Origin of the sequence: Curtobacterium sp. NPDC089689 (assembly GCF_044749145.1) — a bacterium.
Taxonomy (GTDB): Bacteria; Actinomycetota; Actinomycetes; order Actinomycetales; family Microbacteriaceae; genus Curtobacterium.
This window is the reverse complement of record NZ_JBIVHJ010000001.1, coordinates 380,439-393,128: the sequence shown is the minus strand read 5'-3', so window position 1 is coordinate 393,128 and position 12,690 is coordinate 380,439. Positions and strand designations below refer to the sequence as shown.

General features: G+C 72.4%; 9 protein-coding genes and 1 tRNA gene. 7 read left to right on the top strand and 3 right to left on the bottom strand.

Annotated features, from left to right (window positions below; all coding sequences use genetic code 11):
- Nucleotides 1-30: 30 nt before the first annotated feature.
- From ACIPYW_RS01845 to ACIPYW_RS01830, 4 genes are all read left to right on the top strand, one after another.
- Nucleotides 31-579, top strand: a complete 549-nt coding sequence (locus ACIPYW_RS01845) for a DUF501 domain-containing protein (protein ID WP_290132599.1) — start codon at nt 31-33, stop codon at nt 577-579.
- A 44-nt stretch (nt 580-623) separates the two neighbouring features.
- Nucleotides 624-2,108, top strand: a complete 1,485-nt coding sequence (locus ACIPYW_RS01840; RefSeq protein ID WP_400410255.1) for an NAD(P)/FAD-dependent oxidoreductase — start codon at nt 624-626, stop codon at nt 2,106-2,108.
- Nucleotides 2,109-2,182: 74 nt separating this feature from the next.
- Nucleotides 2,183-2,256: transfer RNA gene (locus ACIPYW_RS01835), tRNA-Leu, on the top strand.
- A 139-nt stretch (nt 2,257-2,395) separates the two neighbouring features.
- Nucleotides 2,396-3,727 (top strand): threonine/serine exporter family protein, encoded by a 1,332-nt coding sequence (locus ACIPYW_RS01830; RefSeq protein WP_290132597.1) that lies wholly within the window; start codon nt 2,396-2,398, stop codon nt 3,725-3,727.
- 83 nt (nt 3,728-3,810) lie between these two features.
- Here ACIPYW_RS01830 and ACIPYW_RS01825 read toward each other — a convergent pair whose 3' ends face one another.
- Together ACIPYW_RS01825 and ACIPYW_RS01820 are read right to left on the bottom strand one after the other, a co-directional pair.
- On the bottom strand, nt 3,811-5,472 hold the full coding sequence (locus ACIPYW_RS01825) for an AMP-binding protein (RefSeq protein ID WP_400410254.1): 1,662 nt from the start codon (nt 5,470-5,472) through the stop codon (nt 3,811-3,813).
- Nucleotides 5,473-5,593: 121 nt separating this feature from the next.
- Entirely contained in the window at nt 5,594-8,125 is a 2,532-nt protein-coding gene (locus tag ACIPYW_RS01820) for a hypothetical protein (RefSeq protein WP_400410252.1), read from the bottom strand.
- A gap of 264 nt (nt 8,126-8,389) precedes the next feature.
- Between ACIPYW_RS01820 and ACIPYW_RS01815 the strand changes: the two genes are divergently transcribed.
- Nucleotides 8,390-8,971 carry a LemA family protein gene (locus ACIPYW_RS01815; RefSeq protein ID WP_400410250.1) on the top strand — a complete coding sequence of 194 codons (582 nt, stop codon included), beginning with the start codon at nt 8,390-8,392 and terminating at the stop codon, nt 8,969-8,971.
- Nucleotides 8,972-8,999: 28 nt separating this feature from the next.
- Complete coding sequence (locus ACIPYW_RS01810) at nt 9,000-9,896, top strand: M48 family metalloprotease (protein WP_290132593.1); 897 nt, start codon at nt 9,000-9,002, stop codon at nt 9,894-9,896.
- A 160-nt stretch (nt 9,897-10,056) separates the two neighbouring features.
- Here ACIPYW_RS01810 and ACIPYW_RS01805 read toward each other — a convergent pair whose 3' ends face one another.
- Entirely contained in the window at nt 10,057-11,325 is a 1,269-nt protein-coding gene (locus tag ACIPYW_RS01805; protein WP_400410248.1) for a winged helix-turn-helix domain-containing protein, read from the bottom strand.
- 95 nt (nt 11,326-11,420) lie between these two features.
- Here ACIPYW_RS01805 and ACIPYW_RS01800 point away from each other — a divergent pair, with 95 nt between their 5' ends.
- A complete protein-coding gene (locus ACIPYW_RS01800) occupies nt 11,421-12,659 on the top strand; it encodes an AI-2E family transporter (protein ID WP_400410246.1) in 1,239 nt (412 codons plus the stop codon).
- Nucleotides 12,660-12,690: the final 31 nt, after the last annotated feature.

Below are 12,690 nucleotides of genomic sequence, written 5' to 3'. Positions count from 1 at the left end.
CGCTCCGGACTCGGGTAGGCTCACGTACCCGTGACGACCCCTCCCTTCGACCCGCCCACCGAGCACGACGTCCGCGTCGTGTCGGCGCAGCTCGGGCGACCGGCTCGCGACGTCATCGGGATCGCGGCACGCTGCGTCTGTGGCAACCCCACGGTCGTGTCCACCAAGCCCCGGCTGTCGAACGGCACCCCGTTCCCGACGCTGTACTACCTGTGCCACCCCGCGGCCACCGCCGCGATCAGCACCCTCGAGGCCAACCAGGTCATGCCGGAGCTGGCCGCCCTGCTCGAGGACCCGGACGTCGCACAGCAGTACCGCGCCGCCCACGAGTCCTACCTGGCCGATCGTGAGTCGATCGAGCACGTCGACGAGATCCACGGCATCAGCGCCGGTGGCATGCCCACCCGCGTGAAGTGCCTGCACGCTCTCGTCGGCCACGCCCTCGCCGCCGGACCCGGCGTCAACCCCATCGGTGACCTCGCGCTGGAACGCGTCGACTGGTCGCCCTCCCGGTGTGAGTGCCGGGCGTATGATGAGGCTGCAGACGCCGGAGTCGGGGCGGGTGGCGGCGAGTTCTGACCAGCCTCCCGGCAAACCACCCCACTCCAAGGAGATCATCCCCCGTGCCCAAGATCCTCGTCGTCGGCGGCGGTTACGCCGGTTTCTACACCGCCTGGAAGCTCGAGAAGCACCTGCGTCAGGGCGAAGCCGAGGTCGTCATGGTCGACCCGCTGCCGTACATGACCTACCAGCCGTTCCTGCCCGAGGTCGCCGCCGGGTCGATCGAGCCGCGTCACGCGGTCGTCTCCCACCGCCGTCACCTCAAGAAGACCCGGGTCGTCACGGCCAAGGTCACGAAGGTCGACCACGCCACGAAGACCGCGACGATCACGCCGACCGAGGGTGAGTCGTGGGAAGAGACCTACGACCAGATCGTCATGACCGCCGGTGCCGTCTCGCGCACGTTCCCGATCCCGGGTGTCGCGGACGAGGCGATCGGCCTCAAGACGATCGAGGAAGCCGCGGCCATCCGCGACAAGATCCTCGTCAACTTCCACAAGGCGGCGAACCTGCCGGCCGGTCCCGAGCGCGACCGCCTGCTGACCGTCGTCGTGGTCGGCGGTGGCTTCGCCGGCATCGAGGTGTTCGCAGAGCTCCGCTCGTTCGTCTCCGACCTGCTCAAGAGCTACCCGCAGCTGTCGTTCGACGACACCCACTTCCACCTCGTCGAGGCGATGGGGCGCATCATGCCCGAGGTGTCGCTCGAGACCTCGCACTGGGTGCTCGAGAACCTCGCCCAGCGCGGCGCGACCGTCCACCTCGAGACGCAGCTCGCGTCGGCCGAGGGCGGCGTCTGCCAGCTCAAGGCGAAGGACGAGTCGATCCAGACGATCCCGTCCGACCTCATCATCTGGACCGCCGGCGTCATGGCGAACCCGATGGTCAAGGGCACCGACTTCCCGCTCGAGCAGCGCGGCCGCATCCGCGTGCAGCCCGACCTCCGCGTGGTCGACGACAACGGCGTGATCGCCGACGCGTGGGCGTGCGGTGACGTCGCGGCCGTGCCGGACCTCACGGGCGGCGGCGTCGGTGGGTTCTGCGTGCCGAACGCCCAGCACGCGGTCCGTCAGGCGAAGCAGCTCGCGAAGAACCTCGTCGCGGTCATCCGCGGCGAGGCCACGACCGACTACAAGCACGAGAACCTCGGCGCCGTCGCGGGCCTCGGTCTCGGCATCGGTGTGTTCCAGTCCGGCAAGTTCGCGATGAAGGGCTTCCTCGCCTGGGGTGCGCACCGTGGCTACCACGGCCTCGCGATGCCGTCGTGGGAGCGCAAGTGGCGCGTCATCGGCGACTGGGTGGGTGGCTTCTTCCTCGGCCGCGACATCGCGTCGCTCGACGACCGCGAGACCCCGCGCGCTGCGTTCGAGGCGTTCGCGTCGCGTCCGAAGCCGGCCGTCGAGGCGTCCGCCCCGGCCGCTGCCGCCGCTCCGGCTCCGGAGGAGGGCAAGCCTGCCGACGCTGCGGGCCCCGCGTACGCGACGCCCGCCGAGGACGTCTCCAAGGAGGCCGAGCCGGTGAAGGCCGAGGCCTCGGCCGACGCGAAGTAGGCACCCGCCCGACGCGAGAGGCGGTCACCCCCGGTGGGTGGCCGCCTCTCGGCGTCGGTAGGCTGTTGCGGCCCGCCCCCGTGGCCCAACCGGTAGAGGCATGCGACTTAAAATCGCCGAGTTGTGGGTTCGAGTCCCACCGGGGGTACGTGGTGCCGCCTGAGCCTCGGCGGTGCCGCCGCGAGTCTCGGGGTGAGCGACACTTCTCGCGAACCGACCCGCGAGAACTGTCGCTGAGCACGAGTCTCGGTACGCCCGCGCCCCCGCGCCAGCTACGATCGACACTCGTGGTCGGACTCGGAAGCGCCATCGCCCAACTGCGCAACACCCTCCGCCGCCCCGAACCGCACGTCGAGGTGATCGACGGCGAAGCGGTCCCGGTCGGCATGCTCCTCGGCACCCTCGGAGCCCTCCTCCTCGACGCCGGCAGCTCGGTCACCGACGTCCGCTCGGCACTGGAGAAGGCCCGCGACGCCGCCGGCATCGGCCCCGAGCTCGCGGTGGGCGTCCTCCCCGCACTGGTCATCGTCAGCGAGACCGCCACCGGTGCCGCGACCATCGTCAACGCCGAGGGCGTCGAGCTCTCCGCACGGCAGTCGGCCCGGGCGAACCGGATCGTCCTCGGCCTCGAGAGCGGATCGATCGGCCTCGCCGAGATCCCCGCCCGCGTCCGTGCCATCCGCGCGAGCACCCGGCTGCCGGCCCCGCTGCCGTGGATCCTCGGCAACGCCCTGACCTCGGCGGGCCTCGCGGTCGTGTTCCGCTGCCCGTGGTGGGCGATCCTGCTGGCGCTCGGCGTCGGCGCGCTCGTCGGCGTGATCGGCATCGTGCTGCGGCGCTTCCGCGAGGCCCTCGCGATCGTCCCGTTCCTCGCGGCCTTCGTGTCGACGTCGATCGTCGGGCTCGTCGCCGCGGGGACGGGGTTCGGCCACGTGCCGCTCTTCGCGGTGTGCGCCCCGGTCGCGGTGTTCGTGCCGGGCGCGCTGATCACGAACGCCCTGCTCGAACTCACGGCCGCCGACATCGTCACGGGGTCGTCACGGCTCATGCAGGGCATCATCATGCTCGGCTTCATGGCCGCGGGCATCGCCGCCGGGAGCGCCCTCACCGGCCTGCACGTCGACCCGTCGTCGGCAGCGCTCGTCGGCGAGGTCGCCGGGGTCGGCACCGACCGCGGCGGGTGGGAGGCCGTACCGCCCTACTGGGTCTCGTGGGTCGCGGTGGTGTTCCTCGCGGTCGGCCTCGGGCTCGTGTTCCAGTCCGGCTGGCGGCTCACCCTCGTGTCCGTGGTCGTGATGACGTCGGCCTACGGCCTCCTCACCGGCATCACCCCGCTCGGTGGCAGCGTGGTCGCGACGGGCGCGACGGCAGCGCTCCTGTTCGTCGCCACCCGCATCCTCGAACGCATCGTCCCGGTGATCCCCGCGAACGTGTCGTTCTTCCCCGCGTTCCTCCTGCTCGTCCCCGGCACGGTCGGTCTGGTCGCGGTCGCGACGCTGTCCCCGGTGGCGCTCGCGACCCCGCTCGCGACCTTCGTCAGCCTCTGCGTCGGCACGAAGATCGGCGGACTGCTGCCCGGTCTGTTCCGGCGCAACGCGCCGCACCGCGGCCAGGTCTGAACCCGTCTCTGCCTGGAGGCGCGGTGCGGGCCCGCACCGTGCCTCCCGGCCGTCATGCGGCGCGTCTGCGCCGGGGGCGACCGTCAGGGCGCGATGAGGCGGCCCGCCGCCTGGTCCTCCGCCGCCGTCGCCTTCGCGAGGTAGTGCACCTTCTTGCCGGTGGCGTTGTAGGGAAGCTCGCTGACGAAGCGGTAGCGGCGCGGTCGCTTGTACCGGGCGAGGCCCGGGTGGCCGGCGGTCCACTCCTCGAGGACGGCCGCAGCCTCGGTGTCGTCCTCCGGCAGCCGGCCGGCAGCACGGACCACGAACGCGGTGACGATCTCGCCCCACTGCTCGTCCGGGACGCCGACCACGATCGAGTCCGCGACGCCGGGGTGTTCCTGCAGCGCCGCCTCGACCTGCACCGGGTGGACGTTCTCGCCGCCGGAGATGATCATGTCGTCCTTGCGTCCGACGATCGTCACGCGCTCGTGCTCGTCCCACGTCGCGAGGTCACCCGGGTAGAACCAACCGTTCGCGAACTTCTCCGCCTCGAGCCCCGGGTTCCGGTACGAGTAGCCGGACTTCACGGTGCGGACCGCGAACTCGCCGATCTCGGTGCCGTCCTTCGCGACCGTGTCGGACGGGTCGGCGAGCCGGTCCTCGTGGACGCGCACGACCGCGACGTCGTCGTCGGTGCTCGCGCGGCCGGTGGAGCCCGCGCCGTCGGGGAAGTCCTCGGGACGGAGGAACGTGTTCCAGAACGTCTCGGTCGTGCCGTAGCCGTTGAAGATCCGCGGGGACAGCAACTCCTGGTAGCGCAGCGCGGCAGCACGGTCGAGCGGAGCGCCCATCGTCACGATGCCGTGCAGGCTCGACAGGTCGCGGGGCCGGGTCTCCTGGGCGTTCGCGAGGCCGACGAGGTTCGGCGGAGCGCCGATGAGGAACGTCAGCCGCTCGGACTCCACGAGGTCGAGGACGCGGTCAGGGTCGAAGTGCCGGAGCGTGGTGAGCTCGGCGCCGACGTAGAACACCGGGTTCGGGCCACCCGAGTACAGGCCGCCCCGGTGGAACAGCGGCGACATGTTGAGCGTCTTGTCGAACGGGCTCAGCGGGAAGTGCATGACGACGTCGTGCGCGCTGAGCACCTCGACGAGGCTCGGCAGCGGGACCGGCTTCGGGCGACCGGTCGTGCCGCTCGTGTAGAGCCGTGTCGTCTCCGCGTAGGTGTTCCGCGGCTCGGTGGCGGCGAGCTCCTCGGCCGTGACGGGAGCCGCGGCCAGGAGTTCCGCGAACTGGTCGTCCTCGCCACCGACGGTCACGACGTGGGCCGGTCGGTGGTCGGAGGTCTCGAGTGCCTGGGCGATCTCGGCGGTGCGTGCGGCGTCGTGGAGGAGGACGACGGGCGCGGAGTCCTCGACGATGAAGGCCACCTCGTCGGGTGCGAGCCGGAAGTTGGTCGGCGAGAACACCGCGCCGATCCGGTGGCACGCGAGGTAGGCGATGGCGAACTCCGGGCCGTTGAAGAGCTCCACCATCACGACCGACCCCGGGCCGGCACCGTGCCGGACGAGCCATCCGCCGACCCGATCGACCTCGTCGCCGAGCTCGGCGTACGTCCATGAGCGTCCGGTGTCCGGGTCGCGGAGGGCCGGGCGGCCGGCGAAGCGGTGGGTGTTCCGGGCGAAGCCGTTCGCGTACGTGTAGCTGCCCTCGAACACCTCGCGGAAGCGTGTGGCGTCGTAGTCGGATCGGGTGTCGGTCATCGTCGCTCCATCGTGGCGTCCACCCACGGGGCGCTCACCGATCGTCAGCGTAGCGACGGCCCCGGCACCGCGCTCGCTGCTGTTGCGGCTGGTGCGGGGACTGCGGCTGCGACGGTCAGTCTCACCCGTCGGCCGTGGCCGCGGACCGTGCCCAGAGACGAGCGACCAGGCCGGCGGCGACGCACAGCATGACGGCGACCGCCCACGTGATCGGGGCGACGTGCGTGCCCGCGGCGCCGGAGTACACGGCGGCGGTGAGCGCAGCGGCGACGGACGCGAGGACGGCGTACCGTGCTCGGGCCTCGGCGAGGAGGACGGCCCCGACCGAACCGGTGAAGGGCAGCAGCGAGGCGACCGCCGCCCCGAGGCCGCCGACGCACAGCGTGATCGCGACGTCCGACACGAACGACGTCCAGACCCCGCCACGCGTCGCGACGCTGTGCACGCCCCACCCGGCGACCGCGAGGACGAGGAACGCCGCCGACCGCCACGTGGCACCGCGGACACGACCGACGACCTCCGACCCGAGCCGCATCGGACCCGTGCCGAGGTCCGCGCGTCCGGTCGGGACGAGGACGACCCCGACGACGAGCGCGGGGGACAGGTCGCCCGCGCGGGTCAGTGCACACGCGACCAGCGCGGCCAGGACGAGCACGGGGGAGACACGGTGGCCGACGAGGTGCCGGTCGCTGCCGGCCGCCCACCGGGTGGCGAGCACCGTCGCCGTCGTCAGGAGCGAGGAGCCGAGCGCGATCGCGAGCGCGAGTCGGACGTACCGGGCCTCCAGCGAGACCCCGGTGCCGAGCAGGGTGCAGAGCGTCGCGATCGTCACCGACGACACGATCGACACCCACGTCGGCAGGGCATCGTCTGCGCGCGACCGGGTCCGCGGCAGGTTGCGGCCGAGCAGCGCGGAGAAGGGCGACCGGATCCGCCCGCGGACCACACCGGCGACCATCGCGAGCGGCACGAGGACGAGGACCAGGAACCCGGCGGCGACGGCGGTCGCGACGAGCACGGTCCGCCACGAGAACACGGACTGGATCGTCGGGACGGCCTGGTCGTACGCGGTCCGGGCACTCCAGTCGCCGGCCGGGCCGGACCAGTCGAGTCCGCCGGGACCCGCGCCGGGACCGCCAGCGTGCGTCCCGCTGCTCGTCGTGCCGGGGGCTCCGCCGGGGCCGGAGCCGTCCGCCGACGACCCGGTGCCGGACCCGCTCCCGGTCGGGGTGCCCGCTGCGGAGGAACCGGTGTCGCCCGGACCGGTCCCCGCTGAGCCGGACGGACCCGAGGTGCCCGTCGCGCTGCCCGTGCTGCTCGGGTCGGACGAGCCGGAGCCCGACGGCGTCGCCGACGACGTGGTGACGAGCACCCGGACCCCGGACGAGGACCGCGAGGTGTTGCCCGCCGCGTCGCGCTGCACGGCCGAGAGGATCCGTGACCCGGGGGCGATCGTCGTGCCGGACGTCGAGCACGCCCAGCCCCCGTCGGTGTCCACCGTGGCGATGCAGACCGGGGAACGGCCGACCGAGACGCTGACGACCGCCCGTGGTTCACCCGTGCCGGTGACCCGGAGCGGCTGCGCCCGGACGCTGTCGGCGGCGCGGGGCTCGAGGATGCGGGGCGCAGCGGGGGCGCTCCGGTCGAGGGTGATCGTCCGTGGGGACGACGCGGCGCTCCGGAGGTCCGACCGGTAGCCGGTCGCCGTGCTGCCGGTCTGGGTCGCGACGAGGGTGAGCGTGCCGTCCCGGACGTCCCGGGGGAGCGACACGACCCAGCGGCCGTCCCGTCCGACGGTCGCGTCCCACTCGGCAGCGGACCCCGAGGCGCTCAGGTTCACGGTCGCGCCGGGGTGCCCGTCCCCGGCGACGGTGCCGGTCGAGGTGCTCCGGGTCGCGAGCGTCGGCGGCGTCACCACGTCCGACGACGGCGTGGCGGCGGACCCGAGCGACGGTGCCGTGCGGTCGGACACCGTGAAGACCTGCGCCGGGCCGGACACGACGCTCCCCAGGCACGACCAGGACCCGTCCCGCTGCACCGTGGTCGAGCAGGTCGCAGCCGAGCCCGAGGCCACCCGGAGCGCGTGGCCGGGAGTGCCCCGCCCGTGGAAGCGTGCGGTGCCGGTGGTGATGTCGCCCGGGTCGGCGATGGTCGGGGCGACCGGCGGCGTCGTGGTCGGCGGGGTCGTCGGGGTGGGATGGCCGAACACCGGGCCGGTCGGGCTGTCGGACGGGTCCGGGGTCGCGCCGGGCAGGAACCCGCCGGACGAGCCGTCGTCGCCGTCGCCGTCGTCGTTCGGCGCTGCAGCACGCAGCACCTCGCCGGCGCTCGTGTCGGAAGCGGCCGGGCTGTCGGAAGCGGCCGGGCTGTCGGACGCGGCCGGGCTGTCGGACGCGGCCGGGCTGTCGGACGCGGTCGGGGCGTCGGTGGCGGTCGGCGCTCCAGCGGCGGTGGTGACCGCGCTCGCCGCCGGGACCGGTCCGAGGCCGACCGCGCCGAACCCGACCGCTGCCCCGGCGAGGACGACGGCCGCGAGCACCGTCGCGCCCGCCAGTCGGAGCGGCGCCGGACGGGTCGGCTGCGTGCGGGGTCGACAACCCGGACCGTCGCCCCCGACGGCCCAGTCGTCCACGTGCTCCCCGGGCGTGTTCACCGTGTCCATCCCACGCGATCTCGGCGCTCGCGTCAATCCGCCGCGCGGACGATCCGCCCCGCGCGCCCGCACCCCGAGCGTCCGGTGTGTACGACTCGGGAATCGCCCGTGAACCAGCAAGCGGGACAAGAGCACGTCCTGTGCGTCGGTAGACTCTGCGATGGTCCGCGCGGCCGCTGCACGACCGTCCCCGGCCGTCCCCGCCGCCGGACCAGCCGACCGCGGTCACCGCGCGGTTCCCGACGCGCAAAGGAGTACGCCCGCATGGACACCGGACTCGTCACGACGTTGATCGTCGTCGGAGTGGTCGTCGTCGTCCTCGTGGTCGTCGGGATCTACCTCTGGGTGACGTACAACTCGCTCGTGACGCTGAAGGTCCGCGTCGACGAGGCGTGGAGCGACATCTCGGTGCAGCTCAAGCGCCGGGCAGACCTCATCCCGACGATCGTCGACACCGTGAAGGGCTACGCCGCGCACGAGAAGTCGGTGTTCACCGACGTGACCCAGGCCCGGGCGGAGACGCTCAGTGCGGGGGACGCCAGCGCGGCCTCGGCAGCCGAGGGACACATGCAGAAAGCCCTCAAGAGCGTGTTCGCCGTCGCGGAGGGCTACCCGCAGCTCCAGTCGAGCCAGAACTTCCTGCAGCTGCAGACCGAGCTGGTCGACACCGAGGACAAGATCCAGTCCGCCCGACGCTTCTACAACGGTGGCGTCCGCGAGCTGAACACGAAGATCCGCGTCTTCCCGAACTCGGCGTTCGCGAAGAACCGCGGCTTCACCGAGGCGTCGTTCTTCGAGACCGCGGAGCCGGCGGCCATCGCCGAGCCGCCGCGCGTCCAGTTCTGACGCGCCCGCTCGACCGCAGCGTCCGGCCGTGTACCGCGCGATCGCGCAGAACAAGCGCAACACCGTCCTGATCGTCCTCGCGTTCCTGCTGCTCGTGGGTGCGCTCGGCTTCCTCGGCGGGTACCTCGCGGGCAACGTCTCGATCGGCGTCATCGTCCTCGTGGTCGCGATCGGGTACGCCGTGCTGCAGTACTTCACGGCGGCCCGGCAGGCCACCGCGATCGCCGGGGCCGTCGAGATCGACCGCACCACGGAGCCACGGCTCTGGCGGACGGTCGAGAACCTCGCCATCTCCACCGGGATGCCCATGCCCCGCGTCTACGTCATCGACGACCCGTCGCCGAACGCGTTCGCTACCGGACGGGACCCCGAGCACGCGATCGTCGCGGCGACCACCGGCCTGCTCGCGATCATGGACGACCAGGAGCTCCAGGGCGTCATGGCCCACGAACTCGGGCACGTCCGGAACTACGACATCCGGGTGTCCACGATGGTGTTCGGCCTGGTGGTCGCCGTAGGGCTCATCGCGGACGTGCTGCTCCGGATCTCGATCTTCAGCGGCCTGAGCGGGCGGAACCGCAACGACAACAACGGCGGGAACAACCCGATCCTGCTCATCGCGGGGCTCGTGGCGGTCATCGTCGCGCCCATCGCGGCCGTGGCCGTGCAGGCGGCGGTGTCCCGGCAGCGCGAGTACCTCGCGGACGCCACCGGTGCGATGACGACCCGGCACCCCGAGGGCCTCGCCCGAGCGCTCGAGAAGCTCGGCGCGTACGGGCGGCCGATGCGCACGCAGAACTCGTCGATGGCGCACCTGTGGATCGCGGACCCGATGCGCCCGGGCGTGATGGACCGGCTGTTCTCGACGCACCCGCCGCTGCCCGACCGCATCGCACGTCTGCGCGGCAGCCTCGACCGGTTCTGACAGCGCGGCGCGACGAGCGCGGCGCGGTGCGCACCGGGTGCGTCGAGTGCGCCGAGCGCGCCCCGCGCCCGACGGCGTGCCCACCCGCGCGCCCCGCGCCCGACGGCGTGGCCACCGACCGGGAGGCTCGTGGCGGCGTCCGCACGGGCCTCCCGGCCGGTCAGGCGGTCGCGTCCACGGCGGGGGCCGGCTCCGCCGCGTCCGCGTCGTCCGCCGCCTCGTGCGGGACCAGACCCACGCCGAGAGCACCGGCCAGTGCGGCCGCGGCCGTCCCGCGGTCCGTGACCTCGATGCCGTCGAGGCCCTGCCACGCCGCCGTCCGCCGGAGCACGTCGGCCAGCCGCTCGGCGTCGAGGTGCTCGCCCGGCTCCTGCCACGCCGTCCGGACGCGGAGCACCCCCCGTTGCCGGTCGCTCTTCAGGTCGATGCGCCCGGTGAGCCGGTCGTCCTGCAGCACGGGCAGCACGTAGTACCCGAACACCCGCTTCGGCGCCGGCGTGTAGATCTCGATCCGGTAGTGGAAGCCGTACATCCGCTCGGCCCGGCGTCGGAACCACACGACCGGGTCGAAGGGGCTGAGCACCGCGTCGGCCGTCAGCGCCCGGGGCACCCGTGCGTCGGGGTGCAGCCATGCCCGGTCCGCCCAGCCCTCGATGCGCACGGGCGCGAGCTCGCCCGCGTCGGTCAGCTCGCTGAGGGCGCGGCCGGTGTCGTCCGACCGCAACCGGTAGTAGTCCGCGATGTCGGCCCGGGTCCCGACCCCGAGCGCCCGCGACGCCCGGCGCACGAGTTCCCGCACGGCGTCGGCGCGGTCCGGTGCGTCGTCGAGGAAGCGCTCGGGCAGGACCTGCTCGGGCAGGGCGTAGACCCGCTCGAAGCCGGACCGACCGGCGCTGACGACCTCGCCCCAGCGGAACATCTGCTCGAGGCCGATCTTGACGTCGCTCCATCCCCACCACGGACCGCGGCGCACGTTCGACTCGTGTTCGACGTCGCTCGCCCGCATCGGCCCCTCGGCACGGAGCAGGGCCCGGAGCTCCCGCCGGACGCCTTCGGTCCGGACGACGGACTCCACGCGGTTCGGGCGGGCGTCCCGAGCCCGGAAGGCGTCCATGCGCCACCGGAAGAGGCGGAGGTCGTCACGCGGGACGAACGCGGCCTCGTGCGCCCAGTACTCGAGGTACGGACCGCGCCGCGTGGTGGTGAGCCGGTCGAGCGTCGCCCGGTCGTAGGCGCCGAGGCGGGCGAACAGCGGCAGGTAGTGACTCCGCTCGAAGACGTTCACCGAGTCGATCTGCAGCAGCCCGAGCCGGGCAAACCCGGCCTTCAGCGCACGGGTCGACACCATCGGGGAGGGGGCGGCGCCGAACCCCTGCGCCGCGAGGGCGACCCGGCGTGCCTCGGCGGCGGAGAGCGTCGTCCTGACCATGCCCCGACGCTACCGATCCGCACCGACATGCCCGGCCGCCGACCCGTATGCCTGATCCGGAACCTGTCAGGTTGCACATCGGTACACTCGCGGGCATGGCCTGGGGCAAGAAGACTCATCCGGATCCCGTCGTGGAGGACTCGGTGCCCACGGGCATGCGGATCGCGGGGGCGTGGTCGTGGCGCGTGCTCGTGGTGCTCGGCGTGGTGGCGGTGTTCATCTACCTCGTCACGCTTTTCAGCGAGGTGCTCATCCCGTTCCTCATCGGCATCGTGGTGGCGTCGCTGCTCGTGCCGCTCTCGAACTGGATGCAGCGGCACCACGTCCCGAAGTGGGTCGCCGTCGTCGTGAGCCTGGTCGGCGGTCTCGCGGCCGTCGGTGGACTGATCTGGCTCGTCATCGACCAGATCGCCGCCGCGTGGCCGTCGCTCCGCGATCGCGCACTGCAGCAGTACGACTCGGTGCAGCAGCTCCTGCAGAACTCCGGGCTCGACATCAGCGAGAAGGACTTCAACAACTACCTGAACCAGGCGACGAACTGGCTGCAGGACAACTCCGGGTCGATCCTGTCCGGGGCCGCGAGCGTCGGCTCGTCCCTCACCCACGTGCTGACCGGGCTGTTCGTCGTCATCTTCACGGTGATCTTCCTGCTCATCGACGGCAAGAACGTCTGGCGTTGGGTCGTACGGATCTTCCCGAAGAAGGCCCGCTCGGCGATCGACGGCGCGGGCGTCGCCGGCTGGACGACCCTCACGAGCTTCGTGAAGGTGCAGATCTTCGTGGCGTTCGTCGACGCGGTCGGCATCGGCATCGGAGCAGCGGCACTGCAGCTCCCGCTCGTGGTCCCGATCGCCGTGTTCGTGTTCCTCGGGGCGTTCATCCCCGTCGTCGGTGCGATCGTGACCGGCATCCTCGCCGTCATCGTGGCGCTGCTCTTCAACGGGTGGGTCGCGGCCCTGATCATGCTGGGCGTCGTCCTCGCGGTGCAGCAGATCGAGGGACACATCCTCCAGCCGCTCGTCATGGGCAACGCCGTGAAGGTGCACCCGCTGGCCGTCGTCCTCGGTGTCACCGCGGCGTCGGGTCTCGCGGGCATCGCGGGTGCGTTCTTCGCCGTCCCGCTCATCGCGACCGTGAACTCGATGGTGACGACGATCGCCAGTGGCAAGTGGCGGGACATGGACTCCGACCACGTGCTCGAGGCGCAACGGCGGAACCACGACGCGAACGCGAAGGAGAAGCGCGAGCGGAAGTGGCGGAAGCGGCACCGGAACGACGTCCCGGAGCCGGGCAGTGACGAGCAGCCGACGGCTGCGAAGGGCACGGCCGGCTGACCCCGATCGATCCGAGCGGACGTCACGAGTT